Annotated in this window: 21 protein-coding genes; 8 read left to right on the top strand and 13 right to left on the bottom strand. The window is 73.9% G+C overall.

Annotated elements, in window-relative coordinates:
- Positions 1–47 precede the first annotated feature (47 nt).
- From ACEQ2X_RS02625 to ACEQ2X_RS02610, 4 genes are read left to right on the top strand one after another with little or no spacing between them, the layout of a single operon-like run.
- Complete coding sequence (locus tag ACEQ2X_RS02625; protein ID WP_370324204.1) at positions 48–800, top strand: helix-turn-helix transcriptional regulator; 753 nt, start codon at positions 48–50, stop codon at positions 798–800.
- The gene (locus ACEQ2X_RS02620) at positions 797–2,092 is read left to right on the top strand and encodes a hypothetical protein (protein WP_370324203.1); all 1,296 of its coding nucleotides are present in this window, start codon (positions 797–799) and stop codon (positions 2,090–2,092) included. Before ACEQ2X_RS02625 ends, ACEQ2X_RS02620 begins: the two co-directional genes overlap by 4 nt.
- A 50-nt stretch (positions 2,093–2,142) precedes the next feature.
- A complete protein-coding gene (locus tag ACEQ2X_RS02615; RefSeq protein WP_370324202.1) occupies positions 2,143–2,469 on the top strand; it encodes a hypothetical protein in 327 nt (108 codons plus the stop codon).
- An 11-nt stretch (positions 2,470–2,480) separates the two neighbouring features.
- Entirely contained in the window at positions 2,481–2,612 is a 132-nt protein-coding gene (locus ACEQ2X_RS02610; protein ID WP_370324201.1) for a hypothetical protein, read from the top strand.
- Between the two features lie 28 nt (positions 2,613–2,640).
- Here the strand turns inward: ACEQ2X_RS02610 and ACEQ2X_RS02605 are convergent, their stop codons facing one another.
- From ACEQ2X_RS02605 to ACEQ2X_RS02575, 7 genes are all read right to left on the bottom strand, one after another.
- Positions 2,641–3,474 carry an MSMEG_6728 family protein gene (locus ACEQ2X_RS02605; RefSeq protein ID WP_370324200.1) on the bottom strand — a complete coding sequence of 278 codons (834 nt, stop codon included), beginning with the start codon at positions 3,472–3,474 and terminating at the stop codon, positions 2,641–2,643.
- Positions 3,475–3,505: 31 nt separating this feature from the next.
- Entirely contained in the window at positions 3,506–3,871 is a 366-nt protein-coding gene (locus ACEQ2X_RS02600) for a DoxX family protein (RefSeq protein WP_370324199.1), read from the bottom strand.
- Positions 3,868–4,230 (bottom strand): hypothetical protein, encoded by a 363-nt coding sequence (locus tag ACEQ2X_RS02595; RefSeq protein WP_370324198.1) that lies wholly within the window; start codon positions 4,228–4,230, stop codon positions 3,868–3,870. The genes ACEQ2X_RS02600 and ACEQ2X_RS02595 overlap by 4 nt, the downstream gene beginning before the upstream one ends.
- The gene (locus ACEQ2X_RS02590) at positions 4,227–5,090 is read right to left on the bottom strand and encodes an extradiol ring-cleavage dioxygenase (protein WP_370324197.1); all 864 of its coding nucleotides are present in this window, start codon (positions 5,088–5,090) and stop codon (positions 4,227–4,229) included. The genes ACEQ2X_RS02595 and ACEQ2X_RS02590 overlap by 4 nt, the downstream gene beginning before the upstream one ends.
- Positions 5,091–5,100: 10 nt before the next feature.
- Positions 5,101–5,910: a citryl-CoA lyase gene (locus ACEQ2X_RS02585; RefSeq protein WP_370324196.1), complete on the bottom strand. Its 810-nt coding sequence runs from the start codon at positions 5,908–5,910 to the stop codon at positions 5,101–5,103.
- A complete protein-coding gene (locus ACEQ2X_RS02580; protein WP_370324195.1) occupies positions 5,907–7,109 on the bottom strand; it encodes a CaiB/BaiF CoA transferase family protein in 1,203 nt (400 codons plus the stop codon). The genes ACEQ2X_RS02585 and ACEQ2X_RS02580 overlap by 4 nt, the downstream gene beginning before the upstream one ends.
- A gap of 86 nt (positions 7,110–7,195) precedes the next feature.
- Positions 7,196–8,005 carry an IclR family transcriptional regulator C-terminal domain-containing protein gene (locus ACEQ2X_RS02575; RefSeq protein ID WP_370324194.1) on the bottom strand — a complete coding sequence of 270 codons (810 nt, stop codon included), beginning with the start codon at positions 8,003–8,005 and terminating at the stop codon, positions 7,196–7,198.
- 178 nt (positions 8,006–8,183) lie between these two features.
- Here ACEQ2X_RS02575 and ACEQ2X_RS02570 point away from each other — a divergent pair, with 178 nt between their 5' ends.
- Positions 8,184–9,632 carry an amidohydrolase family protein gene (locus ACEQ2X_RS02570; RefSeq protein ID WP_370324193.1) on the top strand — a complete coding sequence of 483 codons (1,449 nt, stop codon included), beginning with the start codon at positions 8,184–8,186 and terminating at the stop codon, positions 9,630–9,632.
- An 82-nt stretch (positions 9,633–9,714) separates the two neighbouring features.
- Here ACEQ2X_RS02570 and ACEQ2X_RS02565 read toward each other — a convergent pair whose 3' ends face one another.
- On the bottom strand, positions 9,715–10,860 hold the full coding sequence (locus ACEQ2X_RS02565; RefSeq protein ID WP_370324192.1) for an acyl-CoA dehydrogenase family protein: 1,146 nt from the start codon (positions 10,858–10,860) through the stop codon (positions 9,715–9,717).
- Positions 10,861–10,881: 21 nt separating this feature from the next.
- Between ACEQ2X_RS02565 and ACEQ2X_RS02560 the strand changes: the two genes are divergently transcribed.
- The 3 genes from ACEQ2X_RS02560 (at position 10,882) to ACEQ2X_RS02550 (ending at position 13,945) form a co-directional block, all read left to right on the top strand.
- Entirely contained in the window at positions 10,882–11,520 is a 639-nt protein-coding gene (locus ACEQ2X_RS02560; protein WP_370324191.1) for a TetR/AcrR family transcriptional regulator, read from the top strand.
- A 98-nt stretch (positions 11,521–11,618) separates the two neighbouring features.
- Positions 11,619–13,154, top strand: coding sequence for an acetyl-CoA acetyltransferase (locus ACEQ2X_RS02555; RefSeq protein ID WP_370324190.1), 1,536 nt, complete (start codon positions 11,619–11,621; stop codon positions 13,152–13,154).
- Entirely contained in the window at positions 13,151–13,945 is a 795-nt protein-coding gene (locus ACEQ2X_RS02550; protein WP_370324189.1) for an enoyl-CoA hydratase-related protein, read from the top strand. Before ACEQ2X_RS02555 ends, ACEQ2X_RS02550 begins: the two co-directional genes overlap by 4 nt.
- Positions 13,946–13,959: 14 nt before the next feature.
- On the opposite strand, the gene ACEQ2X_RS02545 is transcribed toward ACEQ2X_RS02550, so the two are convergent.
- From ACEQ2X_RS02545 to ACEQ2X_RS02525, 5 genes are read right to left on the bottom strand one after another with little or no spacing between them, the layout of a single operon-like run.
- A complete protein-coding gene (locus ACEQ2X_RS02545; protein WP_370324188.1) occupies positions 13,960–15,219 on the bottom strand; it encodes an MFS transporter in 1,260 nt (419 codons plus the stop codon).
- Positions 15,216–15,716 carry a MarR family winged helix-turn-helix transcriptional regulator gene (locus ACEQ2X_RS02540; protein ID WP_370324187.1) on the bottom strand — a complete coding sequence of 167 codons (501 nt, stop codon included), beginning with the start codon at positions 15,714–15,716 and terminating at the stop codon, positions 15,216–15,218. Before ACEQ2X_RS02540 ends, ACEQ2X_RS02545 begins: the two co-directional genes overlap by 4 nt.
- Before the next feature lie 60 nt (positions 15,717–15,776).
- Positions 15,777–16,391, bottom strand: a complete 615-nt coding sequence (locus ACEQ2X_RS02535) for a TetR/AcrR family transcriptional regulator (protein ID WP_370324186.1) — start codon at positions 16,389–16,391, stop codon at positions 15,777–15,779.
- Between the two features lies 1 nt (position 16,392).
- The gene (locus ACEQ2X_RS02530) at positions 16,393–17,940 is read right to left on the bottom strand and encodes an acyl-CoA carboxylase subunit beta (protein WP_370324185.1); all 1,548 of its coding nucleotides are present in this window, start codon (positions 17,938–17,940) and stop codon (positions 16,393–16,395) included.
- 5 nt (positions 17,941–17,945) lie between these two features.
- Entirely contained in the window at positions 17,946–18,719 is a 774-nt protein-coding gene (locus tag ACEQ2X_RS02525) for an enoyl-CoA hydratase/isomerase family protein (protein ID WP_370324184.1), read from the bottom strand.
- Positions 18,720–18,768: the final 49 nt, after the last annotated feature.

Raw genomic sequence — 18,768 nt, 5'->3', positions numbered from 1 at the left:
ACACGGCTATTCTTGTTTAAACAACAGACTCGTGTACATTGAGGTGGATGGCACTCGCTCCTCCCCCCACCGACGGCATCGGCGACACCGCCCGCGCGCTCGCCCACGAGAGCCGCCAGCGGCTCCTGGCCCTGCTGCGGGAGCGCGATGGCGGGATGGACGCGAGCGAGCTCGCGGTCGGGGTGGACCTGCACGTCAACACGGTCCGGTCCCACCTCGCGGTGCTGGAGGACGCCGGACTGGTCACGCGCGCGACCGAGGCGCGCACCGCGCCCGGCCGGCCCCGGGTCCTCTTCTCCCCCACCGATCCCCCGATCGACGGCGCGGCGCACAGCGGCTACCGGCTGATGGCGGAGATGCTGGCGAGCCACCTGGTCGCCAGCGCAGCGGACCCCGCAGCAGCTGCCGAGGAGGTGGGTCGCCGCTGGGGGCAGCACCTGACCCCGGCCCCGCGGCCGTTCACGACCCCCGATGCCGCCGACGCCCGCGCCACCCTCGTCGACCTGCTCGACCGCGTCGGCTTCGCCCCCGAGGCCGTCGCCGACCCCGTCCCCGCACGCAGCGACGGAGCCATCACGCTCGAGCTGCGCCGCTGCCCCTTCGCCGAGGTCGCCCGCGAGTACCCGGAGGTGGCGTGCTCGCTCCACCTCGGGCTGATGCGCGGCGCGCTCGAGCGGACAGGCGGCGGGGTGACCGTGACCGACCTCCTCCACCCCGCTCCAGGGCGGTGCACCGCACGCCTCGCGCCCCTGCCGCACCCCGCTGACCCGCACGACACGACACCGGAGACCATCCCGTGACCCGCACCCTCACCGGCCACCGCGACCTGCGGCTGGGCATCGGCCCGTTCGCGAGGGTGGCGCCCGCCCTCGTGGTGGCAACCGCCTGGTTCGCCGCCACCGTCGCCGTCGGCCTCCTCGACGTCCGCGTCGGCGGGCGCTGGCTGGTCGTCCACCTGTTCACCCTCGGGGTGCTGACCAACCTGCTGGTGGCGTTCACCCAGCACTTCGCGCGGTCGGTCACGCGCGTCGACGCCGACCTGGGACCCCGCGCCCTCCTGGCGCTGAACCTCGGCGTCGTCGGCGTCCTCGCGGGCATGGTGGCCGGCGCCCCCGCCCTGCTCGCCGGCGGGGCGACCACCGTCGTCGCGATCATCGCCCTCGGACGGGTGCAGCTGTCCCGCATGCGCGCGGCCGCGGTCAGCACCCGCTTCGACTGGCTGGTCGCGACCTACGCCAGGGCCTACGAGGCGCTGGCAGTCGCTGCGGCGCTCGGCGCCGCGATGGGGGCGGGCGCGGTCCCCGGTGCGTGGTACGGGTCGGTCCGGCTGTCCCACCTGCACCTGACCCTGCTCGGGTGGACGGGCCTGGTGGTGATCGCCACGGTCGCGTTCTTCACCCCGGCGATGCTCCGCCTCCGCGCGCCGGAGGGCAGCGAGGCGCGGGCCGCCCGGTCGCTCCGGGCCGGGACCGGGGGCCTGGCGGTCGCTGCGCTGGCCCTGGCCGTGCCCGACGTGGCGGGGGCCGCCGGGACGGCCGTCGACCTGGTCGCCGCCGCCGCCCTGGCGGTCTACGCCTGGCCGGTGGTGGCCGTCACCCGCTCGGTCCTGGCGATGGCACGCGGCGCCCACCCGGCGGCGGCCAAGCCGCTGACCGCGGCGGCGATGCTGTGGTTCTGCGCCGTGGTCGGCACCGACGTCGTCGTGGTGGCGACCGATGCCGTCGCCTGGCAGCCCGCGTTGGGGCTGGCCGTCGGGCTCGGCGTCGGCGTGCAGCTGATCCTCGCCGTGGCCCTCAACCTCCTCCCGTCCCTCCGCGGGCGTGGCTTCGCCGCCCGGGACGCTCTGATCGCCCGCACCGAGCAGCGCACGGCGGTGCGCGCCGTGGCGTTGAACGCCGCGATCGGCGCGATCGTCTTCCAGGCCTCCCCGACGGTGACCCCACCGGCGTGGGTGGCAGCCACGGCGTGGGCGGTCGTCTTGGCGGTGGTCGCCCACGCCGTGCTGCTGGCGGTCCTGCCCGTCGACGCCGACCCGACCGTCGCCCGCTCGAGCGTGGCCCGCCGCTACCGCGGCGCGCAGGCCGACGCCTGACGCCGCCGCCGCCGGTCCCGTCCGACCTGTCAGCTCACGGAGGTCCACCTGTGCCCCCTCCCCACCCGCTCCTCGGCGACGTCGTCCGCCGTGCGGTCCCGGACACCGCACGGGTCCTGATGGACGGCGTCGAGGTCGAGATCGACGTCGACGCGGTCATCGTCGGCGACCTCGTCGTGGTCCGGCCCGGCGCACCGGTCCCGCTGGACGGCATCGTCACCACCGGCCACGCGGCGATCGTCGGCCGCTCCCCGACCGGTCGGTGGATGCCGCTCGAGCGGGGCGTCGGCGACGCGGTCGCCGCAGGGGCCGTGGTCGTCGGCAGCGACCTCGTGGTCCGGATCACCGCGGACGGCGCCGCCTCCCGATCCCGCTAGGCTGCGCCCGCATGGGCGACCCGGCGTGCTGGCTGCACCGGACCTGCGAGGCCTGCGGACGGCTGGTGGAAGAGGGTGAGGGCGAGGACGGCCGCTGCCCCCGGTGCGGTGCCGCCCTGCCGACCGAGCCGGCGGAGGGCTGAGGTCGACAGGAGCCGCGGCACGTCGACCTCAGCGCTCGCCGACCGCTGCCACCTCCGGCTCGTCCCGCAGCGGGAACACGGCCTGGGAGTCCTGCAGCGTGGCGGGTGCGCGCAGGTCAGCCCGTCGGAGGGTCGTCACCCACCGGACGTCGCGGACGTGGCGGGCGACGACCCGCCGGTAGCCGCCGGTGAGGACGCCGACCCGCAGGACGTCCGCGGTCTCGGGCACGGCGACGACGTCGCCGGGGCCGAGTGCGCGGGCCAGGCGGCGGACGCCCCGCAGCCGCTTGGTCGTGCGGCCGGCGCCGTCCAGCGCCGCCTGCCCCTCGCCGGGCTGGGCGGGCAGGCTGATCCGATCGGGACCGGCGTGGCCGCGCACCACCCACCCGGCGACGGGTCCGGGGGCCGGGCGGGGCGCCGGGGGGTCGGGCCAGACGTAGTCGAGGTCCGCCGGCGCGTCGGGGAACGCCGTCGCGTAGCGCGCCGGGTCCTTGCGACGCAGGGCCGCGCGGTGGGAGCGGTGCACGTCGTCCCGACCCCACCACGGCGGGAGCGCCCCGGCCGCGGCGAGGTCGCGCTGGGCGCCTGGCCGGTGGGGGTGGACGAACTCGGCGATCAGCGGCCCGGTCGTGTCGGCGTGGCCGCGGCCGGTCCACTCCTCGACGACCGCCATCCCGTAGGCGACCAACGCCGGGGTGTGGCCCTGCCACATCGTCACCGCGGGGTGGGCCGCCCAGCCGTAGCCGTCGAGGTGGAGGGCGCGGAGGATCTGCAGGGCCTCGACGCGCTGCTTGCCGAGCCGGCGGTCGTCGAGGACGGCGGCCGAGCCGGCGAAGTCGGGGAGCGGGACGAACGTCTGCACCCCCTCCCCCTACCCCGGTGGCGGACCTCGGTCAGCGGCGCCCGGCGATCACCAGGGCGGCGCCCAGCAGCCCGACGTTCTTGTAGAAGTTGATCCGGTTGGCGCCGCGCTGGGCCGGGTCGTCCATCTCCCAGTAGCGGTGCGCGGCCAGCGTGGTCGGCACCAGCGATGTCGCCAGGCCGAGACCCGCCAGCCGGCTCATGCGCCCCGTCGCGATCGCGAGGCCACCCGCCACCATGGCCGCGCCGTTCGCCCGGACGGCGAGCTCGGGGTCGGGCACGCCGAGGTCGGCGGCGAGCTGCACCCGGCCCCCGGGCTCGCGGGCCGCCGCCCAGCCGAGCACGACGAACGGCGCCGCGAGCGCGACCCGGCCGAGCGCTTCGACGGCCCCGCTCACGTCGCGATGTCCGGGTACGGCAGGGACATGTGGGCCAGCGCGGCCCCGTAGGCCTTCTGGAACTCGAGGGGCTCGCTCGCGGACCGCTCGTACATCGCGATGAACAGGGTGAGGGTCAGGAACGGGTGGGCGCCCATCTCGAACAGGGCCACGTAGTCGTGGTCGGCCAGGGCCCGCCGCTCGTCCTCGGTGAACGCGAGCCAGGTCGACGCCTCCCCCGCGTGGCAGTTGAGCAGCCGGTTGGCCTCCTCGGCCTCCCACCACTCGACGAACGCCCCGCGCTCGTCGAGGTACCGCTCGACCCACTCGGGGTCCCGGTCGACGGTGAACAGGAACTTGTTGACGAGGTACTTGCTCATCCCTTCGCCCCCTCCGGGTACCAGGTGAAGTACGCCTCCATCGTGTGGAAGAGGTCCAGGGTGTCCACGTGGTCCGCGGCCACACCATCACCCGCGACGCCCATCATCAGCATGAAGTCCATGAACCCGTGCGTGGCGTTGCCGGGGGCGTGGAGGCTGTCGAGGGACACGTTCGCCAGGCAGTCGGTGACGTCGCCGGTCGCGATCCACTCCACGGCCCGCCGGTCGAAGTCCGGGTCGGGGCCGTGCGGTCCGAACTGGCGAGGCCCGCCGAGCTCGAGCGACAGGTGCCCGGTGCCGATGATGGCCACCCGCAGGTCGCTCGGCCAGGACTCGACCAGGGTGCGGATCTGACGCCCGAGGTCGACGAAGCGCCAGGGCTGGGGCAGCGGCGGGGCGAAGATGTTGGTGTAGATCGGGACGATCGGCAGGTCCGCCTCGGGCCGCAGCGTGATGATCGGGCAGGTGATCGAGTGGTCGATCCGCAGCTCGTTGCTGAAGGCCAGGTCGAAGCCGGCGTCGATGCCCCCTCGGAGGATGTGGGCGCTGAGCTCCTCGTGGCCACCCAGGACCATCCGCGGCAGGCCGAACTCGCGCTCCTCGTTGTAGAAGTTCGCGTCGTAGAAGGGGGCCTTGCCGACCAGGAACTGCGGCATGTTGTCGAGCCACAGCTGGTGGAAGTGGTCGCTGCCGACCATCACCAGCACGTCGGGTCTGGCCCGGGTCAGCGTCTCGCGGAACGCGAGGATCTTCTCCACCCACTCGTCGGCGAACGGCGGCCGGTCGGCACCCTCCGAGGTGCTCGCCCGGTAGTAGAAGGGGTGGTGGGTCGAGGCGATGACCGCTGCGACGGTGGCCATGGATCGGCTCCTAGCTCCCTGGCGGGACGAACGTGGTGTGGTCGTGGACGTGCAGGTACACGTCGCGGGCGATCGGCCGGCGGTGCTCCTCCGCGAGCTGCCCGAGCAGGCCGGCGGCGCGGGCGAGCAGGGCGAAGCCGCGGAGCAGCTCGACCGGCAGGTCGAGGTCTGCGAGCGCCGCACCGCAGACCCCGGCCCCGTTGAGGGGGAGGGTGCGGCCGAGCACCTCGGGGTGGACCCGCCCGATGGCGGCGAAGAGGGAGAGGTGCGGGCCGACGAGGTCGCACTCGGCGGCGATGCGGTACAGCGCGGGGACACGGGGGTCGGTCTCGTGGGTGGGGTGGCCGAGCCCCGGGACGTAGCGGCCGGCTGCCTTGGTCTCGGTGACCACGTCGAGGGCGAGGGCGTCCCACCCGTCGTCGTCGGTCGGCAGGTCGCCGTCGTGGCCGGTGACGACCCGGTTGAGGAACTGCCCGCAGTCCTCGGTCACGCCGAGGAACCGGGACCCGCCGCCGAGCAGGCCGGCGGCCATCGCGCCCTGGATCGAGTCCGGTGCGCTCAGGTAGGTGAGGCGGGCGGCGAGGGCCGTCGGGACGTAGCCGTGGTCGACGAGCGTCAACAGGGCGGCCTCGAACAGCCGGACCTGCTGGGGGGTGGGTCGGCGGAGCGTGACGAGCCAGTACGCGAGCTCGCCGAAGCCGACCTGACCCATCAGGTCGTCGGCGAGGTCCAGCCCGAGCAGGGAGATCGAGGTCGCGTCGGAGGTGCCGAGCGACGTCGGGTAGGACGGGGTCGGGTCGGAGGGGGGGGGGTCGCTCACCGGTCGCCCCGCTCGTCGCCTGCCGCGTCGCCTGCGCGCAGCCAGGCGCGGATCTCGTCGGTGTGCTCGCCGATCTCCGGCGGCCGTCGGCGGTAGGTCGGCGTGGTCGCGGTCAGGGTGATCGGGTTGCGGATCGAGGGGATGGCGTCCCCTCCCTCCCCCACCTCGACGACCGGGTCGAGGCCGAGCTCGGTGGCGAAGGCAACCCCCTCGGCGACGGTGTTGACCGGCCCGCCGGGCAGGCCGGCGGCGCGGAAGGCGTCGAACCACTCGCTGCTGGTCCGGGTGCGGAGGACCTCGACGAGGAGTGGCTCCAGCTCCGCGCGGTTGGCGGTGCGGTCCTGGTTGGAGGCGAAGCGGGGGTCGTCGACCAGGTCCGGCAGGCCGAGGACCTCGCAGAGAGTGGCGAACTGCCCGTCATTGCCGGCGATCACGATGATCTCGCCGTCCGCGGTCGGGAGGGGCTCGTAGGGGAACAGCGACGGGTGGGCGTTGCCCATCCGGTGGGGCACCACGCCGCCGGCGACCACCGCGCTCGAGTGGTTGACCAGCCCGCTGAGGGCCGAGCTGAGGAGGTTCACCTCGATGCGGTCGCCGAGCCCGGTCGTCGCGCGGTTGTGCAGCGCCGAGAGGATCCCGATCGTCGCGTGCATCCCCGCCATCACGTCGAAGACGCTGATCCCGGCGCGGTAGGCCGGACCGTCCGGCGATCCGGTCAGGCTCATCAGGCCTGAGATGCCCTGCACCATCAGGTCGTAGCCGGGGAGGCTGGCGCCCTCGCCCGCGCCGAAGCCCGTGATCGAGGCGTACACCAGCCCGGGGTTGTCCGCGCTGACGGTGGCGTGGTCGAGGCCGAACCGCTCGAGGCCGCCGGGGCGGAAGTTCTCGATCATCACGTCCGCGCGGCGCGCGAGCGCCTGGGCGTCGGCCAGGTCGTCGGGGTCCTTCAGGTCCAGGGCGATCGAGCGCTTGTTGCGGTTGATGCCGAGGTAGTAGGTCGACACGCCGTCGCGGACCGGCGGCATCCAGGTGCGGGTGTCATCGCCCCGGGGGCTCTCGACCTTGATCACGTCCGCGCCGAGGTCGGCGAGGAGCATGGTGGCGTACGGCCCGGCCAGGATCCGGGAGAAGTCCGCCACGACGAGGCCGTCGAGGGGCCCGGTGCCCGACCTGGTCGCCGTGGCCGTCTGCTCGTCCATGCGCGTCGATCCCCTGTCGTCCGTAGAGCGGACATCCGTCCGTTCAGTGGAGGGTGACGATGCACATCGGTGTTGTCAAGCCCTGGTCAGCCAGGTGGGACGCGCTCGACCAGCGGCACGCGGGCGAGCTGGGCGAAGTCCGCGCTGACCGCCGAGGCAGCGGACAGCAGGCGCGGGACGTGCTCGGCGACCAGGGTCTCGACGGAGGTCTCGGCGGCGTGGGTGGTGACGTTCATCGCGGCGACGACCCGCCCCTCCCCGTCGCGCAGGGGCGCCGCCGCCGAGCGGATGCCGTAGGCGAGGTCCTCGTCGGACATCGACCACCCCCGCGCGCGGACCTCGCGGAGCACCGCGTCCCGCTCGACGGCATCCGGGGTCCAGCGCGGCTCGATGCCGGAGCGGCTGGGCTGGGCCAGCACCGCCTCGACCTCGTCGGGCTCGAGCGCGGCCAGCAGCACCTTGCCGAGCGAGGTCTGCAGGGCCGGGAAGCGGGTGCCGATCGCGACCCGCAGCGTGATGATCTTCGGCACGGCGACGCGCGCGACGTAGACGATGTCGGACCCGTCGAGCTGTGCGATGGAGGTCGACTCGCGGGTCTGGGCGACCAGCGACTCCATGTGGGGGCGTGCGATCTCCCACAGCCCGAGGGACTGCACGAACGCGAGGCCGAGGTCGAGGACCCGGGGTGTGAGGGTGAACCGCCCGTCGGCGCTGCGGACGTAGCCGAGGTGCTCGAGGGTCAGGAGGATCCGCCTGGCCGTCGGGCGGGCGAGCCCCGTCGCGGTCGCGACCTCGGTGAGGCTCATCTCCGGCCGCGTGCGGTCGAAGGCGCGGATGACGTCGAGCCCGCGGGCGATCGCCTCGACGAAGTCGGGGCCGGCCTCCTCTCGCGACACGTCGTCCTCCTGGGTCCGGGAGGTGATGACGATAGGGCAGATCGCCTCGAGAGATGTGGCACCCAGGTGTTGACAGGGCCGGTCTGCGCCGTCATCGTGACGAGATCGGACGTATGTCCGCTGAGCGGACACTTGATGAGCGATCACGGTGCGCCGTGAGCGATGGGAGGAGCCGAGGATGGGTGGACCCGCGACGGATGGGAGCGCCGGCGCCGTGGTGCTGCGCGGCGGCACGGTGCTGGTGATGGACGCCGACCGGACGGTGCTCGAGGGCGCCGACGTGCTGATCGAGGGCGACCGGATCACCGGCGTCGGACCCTCGCTCGAGGCACCGGAGGGCGCCCGTGAGATCGACGCGTCCGGCGGGATCGTCATGCCCGGCATGATCGACACGCACCGCCACATGTGGCAGACGGCGATGCGCGGCTACGGCGCCGACTGGACCTTGACGCAGTACTTCGTCTGGTACTACCTCGAGCACGGCAAGGCCTTCCGGCCCGAGGACGTCTACGCCGGCAACCTGCTGAGCGCGCTCGAGTCGATCGACGCCGGGGTGACCACGACTGTGGACTGGTCCCACGGGCTGCAGACGACCGACCACGCCGAGGCCGCGGTCGACGCGCTCGAGGCCGTGCCCGGCCGGTTCGTGCTGGCCTACGGGAACATCCAGCAGGGGCCGTGGGAGTGGGCCACCGATCCGGCCTTCCGCGACTTCGTGGCCCGAAGGATCGACGGTGGGGGCCTCTACGGCTTCCAGATGGCCTTCGACGTGACCGGCGACCCGGAGTTCCCCGAGCGCGCCGCCTTCGAGGTGGCCCGGGAGCTCGACGTGGCGGTCACGACCCACGCCGGCGTGTGGGGCGCGACGAACGACGACGGCATCCGCCTGATGCACGAGCACGGGTTCATGGGCCCGAAGAACATCTACGTGCACGCGGCGACCCTCACCGCCGACTCCTACAACCGGATCGCGGCCACCGGCGGCAACGTCTCGGTGTCGACGGAGTCCGAGCAGTCCGCCGGCCAGGGCTACCCCCCGACGTGGGTGCTGCGGAACCACGACATACCGGTCTCGCTGTCGATGGACACGAGCGTGTGGTGGAGCGGGGACCTGTTCAGCGCGATGCGGACCACGCTCGGGGCGGACCGCTGCCGGGAACACCTCGAGGCCCACGCCAAGGCCGAGACCATCACGAACTGCCACCTCCGCGCCGACCAGGTCGTGGAGTGGGCCACGCTCGGCGGGGCGAGGGCGCTGGGCGTCGACGACGAGCTCGGCAGCCTCGAGGTCGGCAAGCTCGCCGACGTCGTGCTGATCAAGAACGACCGCTCGCCGGTGATGTTCCCGATCATCAACCCCTACGGGCACGTCGCCTTCCAGGCACAACGCGGTGACGTCCACACGGTGATCGTCGGCGGACGGGTCGTGAAGCAGGACCACGAGCTGGTCGACGCCGACCTCCGCCGGGCCCGCGAGCTGGTCGGCCAGACCGTCGACCACCTCCGGACGTCGATGGGCGAGGAGGCCTGGCTGGCCGGGATGCACCCGGAGGTCCCCGAGACCACGCTCCTCGACAACCCCTACACCTACACCGAGTACAAGTCGGCCTCGACCCACGGCCGCTGAGCGGGGCGGACGGCGCGTCGGCCGGCGGGGGGAGCCGGCCGGCGCGTCCTGCTGCCGGAGGGGGTGGGCCGGCCTCGCTCGCCTATGCGAGCACGAGCCGGGAGACGACCTCGGTCATGATCTCGTTGGTCCCGCCGCCGATGCCGAGGATGCGGCTGTCGCGGTAGTGCCGCTCGACCTCGGACTCGCGCATGTAGCCCATGCCGCCGTGCAGCTGCACCGCGTCGTCGACCACGCGGTCGCAGGCGAAGACGGCGGTGTTCTTCGCCATCGCCACCTCGCGGATGACGTCGTCGCCCGCCAGCCACCGGTCGATGACGGCGCGGACGTAGGTGCGGGCGACGTCGGTCTGGCGGACCATCTCGGCGATGCGGTGCCGGACGACCTGTCGGCTGGCGATCGGCCGGCCGAAGGTCTCGCGCTGCCTCGCGTGGGCGATCGCGAGCTCCACGCACCGCTCGGCGGTGGCGTAGGCCTGGACGGCGAGGCTGAGCCGCTCGGCGGCGAACTGCTGCATGATCTGACCGAACCCGCTCCCCTCGGCGCCGATCAGGTTCGCCGCCGGGACCCGGACCTCGTCGAAGGAGATCTCCCCGGTGTCCGAGCACCACCACCCCATCTTCTTCAGCGGCGCTGACACGGTGACGCCGGGCCGGTCGCGCTCGACGAGGAGGAGGGAGACGCCGCCGGGGCCGTCCCCACCGGTGCGGACCGCGGTGGTGAGGAAGTCCGCCCGGGTCGCGGAGGTGATGAACGTCTTCGTGCCGGTGACCACGTAGTCGTCGCCGTCGCGGATCGCCCGGGTGCGGATGCCTGCGACGTCCGATCCCGCGCCGGGCTCGGTGATGGCCAGGGACGAGATCGCCTCGCCGGCGAGCACCGGTCGGGCGACGCGCGCGATCAGGTCGGGATCGCCGGCCTCGACCAGGTGCGGCAGCCCGATGCCGTGCGTGAACAGCCCCGCGATCAGGCCGGAGGACCCGCCGGCCAGGATCATCTCCTCGGCGACCACCCAGGTGTCGACCGGCGTGCCGCCGGCACCGCCGACCGCCTCACCGAACCCGATCCCGAGCAGGCCGGCCGCCGCGGCGCGGGCGTGGAGGGACAGCGGCAGGGCCCCCTCCTCCTCCCAGGTGGTGAGGTGGGGGAGGATCTCGCGCTCGGTGAAGCGTCGGGTGGTCTCGCGCAGGGCGCGGCGTTCGGGGGTGTCCCAGTCGGGGTGGCGCATTCTTGTACGATACCGTTCCAGATGGATGACCGACCAGCGCAGCGCGTGTACGGGGGCGTCGACGCCGACGAGCGCCACGCACGCCGCCGCGGCCAGCTGCTGGCGGCGGGGCTCGAGCGGTTCGCCGCCGACGGCTGGGCCGACGCCACCGTCGCGGGGATCTGCGAGACCGCCGGGCTCAGCCGGCGCTACTTCTACGAGCACGCCGCGGACCGCGAGGCGCTGTTCCTCGCCGTGGTCGACCACGTCGCCGACGAGGTGGAGGGGGTCATCCGCGCCGCGGCGGCCACACCGGACGTGGTGCCCGTGGACCGTGCCCGGCTGGTGCTCGAGGCGCTCGCCGCCCACTTCGCCGCCGATCCCCGGACCATCCGGGTCGCGCTGGTGGAGTCCCTCGCCACCCCGGCGTTCCGGGCTCGGCGTCGCGAGCTGCTGGCGCGCTTCAGCGATCTCGCGGTCCGGCTGATGGCGGCCCTGCGCGAGGACGCCCCCGGCCGTGCGGTGCCGGACCCGGCCGCGGCCCGGATCACCGGTGCCCTGCTGACCGGCGGGCTGGTGGAGCTGCTGATCGCGTGGGCCACCGACGGCACACCGCGCGTGGCCCCGGACGAGCTGATCGACCACATCGTGGACCTCGCGACGGCGGCGGCCCGGCTGTGAGCGCTGGCGACGCCCCCGGTCAGGTGTGTCGGTACACCCGTCAGGATGACGGGCATACCGACACACCAATCGGGGACCGGACACCGGTGATCGTCGGGGTGGGAGAGGTCGTCGGACCGCGGTCCTCCTCCCCCGACACCGCGGTCGAGCCGATGGACCTGATCCTGGCCGCGGTGCGGGAGGCCGCCGCGGACTGCGGCGTGGCCGACCCGGCCGGCGTGCTCCGGGCCGTCGATGCCGTCCACGCCGTCCGGACGACCAGCTGGTCCTACGCCACGGCGGCGGCGACGCTCGCCGCGCGCGTCGGCGCGACCCCCCGCCACACCGCGGACACCACCGTGGGCGGCCACTGGCCGGCGCGCCTGCTCGACGACGCGGCCGCCAGGCTCGCCGCGGGGGAGTCCGACGTCGCGCTCGTCGTCGGGGGCGAGGCGCAGGCGACCGTGACGGCTCTCGCGAAGGCGGGTATCGACCCCGTGGCCGACCTCGGCTGGTCGCGCGAGCCGGGGGGTCCGCCGGCGTTCGACCCCGAGGAGCTCGGCACCGCGGCGATGCGCGACAGCGGGGTGGTGCTGCCGACCCGGGTGTACCCGCTGTTCCAGCAGGCGCTCGACGCGGTGGACGGGCTCCCTCCCGCGCGGGCGGCGGCACGCGCGGCCGCGACGTTCGCCCGGTTGACCGAGGTCGCGGCGGTCAACCCGATCGCCTGGGACCCGCGGGTGCGGAGCGCCGAGGACGTCGGCACCCCCCGGCCGGACAACCGGATGATCTGCGAGCCGTACCCGAAGGCCCTCAACGCGATGCCCCACGTCGACCAGGCGGCCGCGGTGCTGGTCATGTCGGCCGCAGCCGCCCGCGCCCGCGGGATCGCCGAGGACCGGTGGGTGCACGTCCGCGGCGGGGCCGGGGCCACGGACTCCGCCGACGTGCTGGCCCGTCCGTCCTTCGCCCGGTCGGGGGCCCTCGCGACCGCGTTCGACCGCGCGCTCGACCGGGCCGAGGTGGATGCCGCCGACCTTGACCTGGTCGACGTCTACAGCTGCTTCCCGGTCGTCCCCCTGCTGGTCGCCCACCACCTCGGGGCCGGCGACCGCGTGCTCAGCGCGACCGGCGGGCACGCCGCGTTCGGCGGACCGCTGTCCAGCTACTCCCTCCACGCGATCGCGGCGGTGACCCGACAGCTGCGGGAGGGACGGGCCCGCACCGCCGCGGTCCACGCGAACGGCGGCTACCTGACCCACCAGCACGTCGTGGTCCTGTCTCGGCGGCCGGCGCGTGCCCACGCGGGGGACCCCGATCCGGTTGGGGTCGACGCCGACGGCGTCCCGCCGTTCGTCGACGCCCGCGATCTGGTCGCCGGGGCCGGCGGCCCGGTGCCGGCCACGATCGAGACCTGGACCGTGGAGCACAGCCGCGACGGCGGGCCGGCGACGGCGATCGTGGTGGCGCGGACCCGCGACGGCGTGCGCACCGCCGCGACGACCGCACCGGGGGACGTCGCCGCGGCCGCCGCGCTGTCCCGCGATGCGCTCGGCGACGACCTCACGACCCACATCGGCCGCCCCGTCCGCCTGGTGCCCGCCGGCGACGGGGTCGCCGTCGACCCCTCCCCCACCGCACAGGAGCGCACATGACCGCCGCCACCGCCCCCGTCCTGGTCGACCGCATCGACCGGACCGTCGTCGTCACCCTCAACCGCCCGGAGGCGCGGAACGCCGTGGACACCGCGGTCGCCCGGTCGGTCGGCGCCGCGCTGGCAGACGCCGACGCCGACCCGGACGTGTGGTGCGTGGTCCTGACCGGCGCCGGCGACCGGTCCTTCTGCGCGGGCGCTGACCTGAAGGCGCTGGGACGCGGGGAGCTGCCGATCGACCCCGAGCACCCCGAGCGCGGGTTCGCCGGCTACGTCTCCCACGCCGTCTCGGTGCCGACGATCGCGGCGGTGAACGGGACCGCGCTGGGCGGGGGGACCGAGCTGGCGCTCGCGAGCGACCTGGTCGTGGCCGCGGAGGGCGCCACGTTCGGGCTGCCCGAGGTCAGCCGCGGCATCATCGCCGCCGCCGGCGGGGCGCTGCGCCTGCCCGAGCAGATGCCCCGGAAGGTGGCGATGCGCATGGTCCTGACCGGCCAGCCGATCTCGGCGGAGGAGGCCGCCCGCTGGGGGCTGGTCAACGAGGTGGTCCCGGCGGCGGAGCTGCGCGACGCCGCCCTCGCCCTGGCAGCCCAGATCTGCGCGAACGCCCCGCTCGCGGTGCAGGCCAGCAAGCGGCTCGCGGTCGGGATCGTCGACGGCGGTGTGCCCGCCGAGGCCGAGGCGTGGGGACGCAACCAGTCCGAGGTCGAGGCCGTCGCGGGCACCGCGGATGCGATGGAGGGGATCACCGCCTTCGTCGAGAAGCGCGTGCCGGTGTGGCAGGGGCGCTGAGTCGCGTCGAGCGGTCAGGCCCCGCGCGGCTGCCGCCGGCCGCCGGCCCAGCAGATCGCGGTCAGGACCGCCACGATCCCCGCGACGGCGACGAAGGCGACCTCCGGGGAGGCCACCTCGGCGACGCCGCTGCTGATGGCCGCCCCGACCGGTCGTGACCCGAGGAAGGCGATGGACCACAGGGCCATGACCCTTCCGCGGAGGCTCTCGGGCACCCGCTCGTAGATGCGGGTGGTCGAGCCCGTCAACGACCAGCAGAACCCGACGCCGGCGATCGCCAACCCGAGGACCGCGACGGCGACCGTCGGCGCGAGTCCGGTGAGCAGCATCCCGCCACCGAGCAGGCAGAGGCCCCAGCCCAGGACGTGGTCGGTGCCCGACCGGCGGGTGATCGGCGTGATGCCGAAGTAGCCGAGGGCCGCGCCCACGCCGAAGGCGCTGGCGAACAGGCCGACCAGGCTCTCCCCCTGCCCGAACCCCGCGGACAGCTCGGGGGTGAGCGTCACCACGGGGTCCGCGCCCAAGCCGATGGCCAGCACCGCGGTCAGGAGCAGCGCGACGGTCACGTCCCCGCGCACGTAGGCGAAGCCGGCGCGAACCGTCCCGTCGGCCTTGCTGGCCCGCTCGGCGGGGCGCTCGAGCGGCAGCCGCAGGATCACCCAGGCGAACACGAGGTTGGCGACCGCCGTGAACCCGAAGGCGACGGCGGGACCCGCGGCGACCAGCAGCAACGTGCCCAGCACCGGGCCGCCGGCACGGGCGACCGTGGGCGGCAACCCGTTGAGGGCGACCGCGGCGGTCAGCTCCGACGGCCGCACCAGGGTGGGCAACAGCGCCTGCTGTGCGGGTCCGCCCACCACGAAGCCCATGCCGACCACCGCCGATGCGGCGATCACGACCCACGCGCCGGGCAACCCCTCGACCCCCACCGCGGCCACCGTGCCCGCGAGGCCGGTCGCCGCGAGGGCGATCAGCAGGCGGCCCAACAGCAGCTGCCCCTTCGGCCCGCGCCGATCCGCCTGCGCGCCGCTGATCGGGGCGAACGCGACCTGCGGCAGGAACAGGGCGATGCTCACCGCCCCGACCGCGAGGGTCGACCGGGAGATGTCCCAGACGATGATCGCGGCGACGATGTTGAAGACCCACACGCCGGCGGTCGACAGCAGCTTGCCGAAGAAGTACGCCCCGAAGACGCGGTCTGAGAGGAGCCCGGTCGTGCTGCGCGCGGGCGCGTGCGCAGCTGCAGGACCGGCGTCGACCCCGGTCGCGCTCACCGTGGCGACCCCTCCCCGGCTCCGAGGGCGTCGAAGGACTCGTGGAGGCGCTCGAGGAGCGTGGCGAGGGCGCCGACGTCCGCGGGGTCCCACCCGTCGGTGACCTCCGCGAGCACGGTGCGCCTGGCCTCGGTGACCGCCGCCAGGGTGGCGCGCCCCGCCGCGGTGAGCCCCACGCGCGTCCGCCTGCGGTCAGCCGAGCAGGCGCGCCGCTCGACCTCGCCGCGCTCGACGACCCGATCGACGAACCGGCTGGCGGTCGAGGGGTCGATGACGAGCGCCTCGGCGATGTCCCCGATCGTGGGGTCGGTGTCGCCGGCCCGCTCCACCGCCCGCAGCACCCGGACGGTGGTCAGCTCGACCCGGGCGGGCAGCAGCTCCCTGATCCGCCGGCGGTAGGCAGGACGGTTGACCAGGCTGCGGATGGCCAGCAGCGCGGGGTCGAGGCGGTCCAGCTCCGGCGCCAGGTCTGCGCTGCCGCCGTGGGACGTCGGCATGTGTGTGCAGCATACATATGTATGCCGGACGTGCAGTCGCCCGGACGGGCGCCCGGCGGGTCAGACGCGGTACCCCTCGAGGAGCAGGGTGGCGATCTGCTCGGCGACCTCCTCGATGGTGAGCGAGCCGCGCGGGTCGAACCAGCGGTACGCCCAGATCGACGCGCCGAGCAGCGTGTTCGTCGCCACCGCCGGGTTGACCTCGGTGAACTCCCCCGCCTCGACCCCGTCGATGTAGATCTGGCGCACCAGGCGGGTGTACTCCCGCTCCCGCTGGCGGATCGCCTGCTCCCGCTCCGCCGACAGCAACCCCCGCTCGTTGTAGAACACGGTGTTCGCATCGATGTTCTCGAGGATCACCCGCGTGTTCTCCGCCAGCAGGTCGTGCATCTTCTCCGTCGGCGACCGATCGGTCTCCGCGATCGCCGTCATCCGCTCGAGCGCCCCGTCCACGATCTCGTCCACGATCGCGAAGAGGATGTCCTCCTTGGACTTGAAGTAGTAGTAGATCGCCGGCTTGGTGAACCCGATCCGGTCGGCGATGTCGTCCAGGGAGGTGGCGTGGTAGCCCTTCTCGCGGAACAGGGCCGTCGACACGTCGATGATCTGGGCCTTGCGCCCGGTCCGCTTGCGGCGGTCGACCTTGCCGTCGGTCGCCGTGGTCGTCGTGGTCATCTCAGCGCACTCCATCCCGGTCGCCCCACCCGAACTCGATCCCGGTGAGTATCACCTCGCGGGTCTGCCGCGGGTCGATGATGTCATCGACGTAGGTGTGCGCGGCGGATTCCCAGGGAGCGGACTCGTCGATCCACTCCTGGGTCAGCTCCGCCTCGAGCGCCTCGCGCGCCGCACGCCCACCCTCGGCCTCCGCCGCCTCGAGACGCCGGCGGTTGACCGTGACCACGCCGGTGTCCGGCGCCATGAACCCGAGCTCGGCGGTCGGCCAGCACACGAGCAGGTCCGGCAGGGTCGGTCGGCCGCCCATCGCGTAGTGCCCGCCACCGAACGCCTTGCGGATCACCACGGCGACGTGGGGCACCTTGGTCCGGGCCAGGCGGGCGACGAGGCGCTCGTACCACTGCACGATGCCCTGGCGCTCGGCCTGGATGCCGATCATCAGGCCGGGGACGTCCTGCAGGAACACCAGCGGGATGTTGAAGGTGTCGCAGAGGTCGATGAAGCCGTGGGACTTCTCGAGGGCCCGCGCGTCGAGGGCTCCTGCGCCGTGCCGGGGGTTGTTGGCGATGACCCCGACCACCTGTCCCGCCATGCGGGCGAAGGCGGTGATGACGGCGCGGCCCGCCTCCGGGCGCCACGGCAGGAACGTGTCCGCGTCGACGATGGCGTCGATCACGTCGTGCATGTCGTAGGCCTGCTTGGGGTTCGACGGCACCACGTCGAGGAGGGACTCGGCGGGGAGGCGCGGCTCGACCGCCGGCGCGCGCGGCGCGGGCCGTGACGCGTTGCTCGGCAGGTAGGAGAGGTAGGCGGCGATCGCGTCGAAGGCCTCGGCCTCGGTCGGCACGACGAGGTGGGCGGTGCCGATCTCCTGGGCGTGCTCGGGGCCGCCGAGCTCCTGGTCGGTCACCTTCTCCCCGATCGCCGACTCCACCACGGACGGACCCGACAGGGCGATGGACGAGGACTCGGTCATCACGACGATGTGGGCCGTGCCGGCGTGCAGCGCGGAGTCGCCATACCCCGGCCCCAGGACCGCGGCGATGCGGGGGATGGCGGGGTAGCCCTCCGGGGTCTGGAGGAAGCTCGAGAAGTCGAAGGGGAGCCCGGAGAACCGCCACCCCATCACGTCGGGGATCCGGCCGCCGTCGGCGTCGCACAGGAGGACGAGCGGCAGGCCCTTCCGGGCCGCGAACTCCGCGATGCGGCCTTGCTTGCGCATGCTGATCGGAGCGGTGGTCCCCGCCAGCACGGTGGCGTCGATGCCGATGAGGCACACCTTCCGACCGTCGATGCGGCCGAAGCCCGTGACGCAGCCGTCGCCCGGGATGGGCCGCTCCAGGCGCCGCTCCGGTTCGGCGAGCATGCCGATCTCGTAGAAGGAGCCCTCGTCGAGGACGCCGTCGATGCGCTCGCGGACCGTCAGCCGGCCGTTGTCGTGTTGGCGCTGCACCCGCTCGGGGCCACCCATGGCGAGGGCGATCTCGCGGCGCGCCTCGAGCTGGGCGAGCCGCTCCTCCATGGTCGGGGGCGTCGGTCGGTCCACGGTGCTCACCTGTCGCTGAACGTGGGCTGGCGACGCTCCTTGAACGCGGCCACCCCCTCGCGCTGGTCGTCGGTGCTGTGCAGCAGGGCGGTCGCCTCGAGGGAGTAGTCGTACCCCTCACCCGACCCGCGGTTGAGGATCGCCTTGGCCACCCGGAGGGCGGTGGCCGGGCGGGACGCGACCTCCGCAGCCATCCGCAGCGCCTCGTCGAGGTGCTGGCCCTCGGGGGCGATCGTGGTGACGAGGCCCGCCAGGCGCGCGTCCTCGGCGTCCAGGCGCGCACCGGTGAAGATCATCTGCTTCAACCAGTGGAGGTTGGTGTTCGCGTGGCCGCGGACCACGCCGAGGCCGGGCATCAGCCCGACGGCGGCCTCGGGCGTGCCGAAGCGGGCCGTGGTGTCGCAGACGACGAGGTCGGTCACCATGGTCAGCTCGCAGCCGCCCCCGAGCGCGTAGCCGTGGACGGCGGCGATCGTCGGCTTCGCGAAGACCTCGAACGCCCGGAACGCGTCGAACGCGAGCTTCTGGTAGCGCCGGCGGGCCGGGATGTCCCCGAGCTCGCCGAAGCCCTCGATGTCCCCTCCGGCGCAGAAGTGCGATCCCGCGCCGTGGATCACGAGGACGCGGACGGCGTCGTCGGCCTCCGCCTCGGCGAGCAGCTGGACCAGGTCGGTCCAGAACGCGTACGTGAGCGCGTTCAGCTTCTCGGGCCGGTCCAGGGTCACGCGGCAGATGCCGTCGGCGACCTGGACGCCGATCATCCCGTACCTGTCCTGCAACGCCTCACCCTCCTCGCGGGATTTTGATTACTTAACAGTAGGTCAATAC

The organism is Euzebya sp. (assembly GCF_964222135.1).
GTDB lineage: Bacteria > Actinomycetota > Nitriliruptoria > Euzebyales > Euzebyaceae > Euzebya.
Note: the sequence above shows the minus strand (reverse complement) of the source record. Positions and strands in the feature narration are given on the sequence as shown.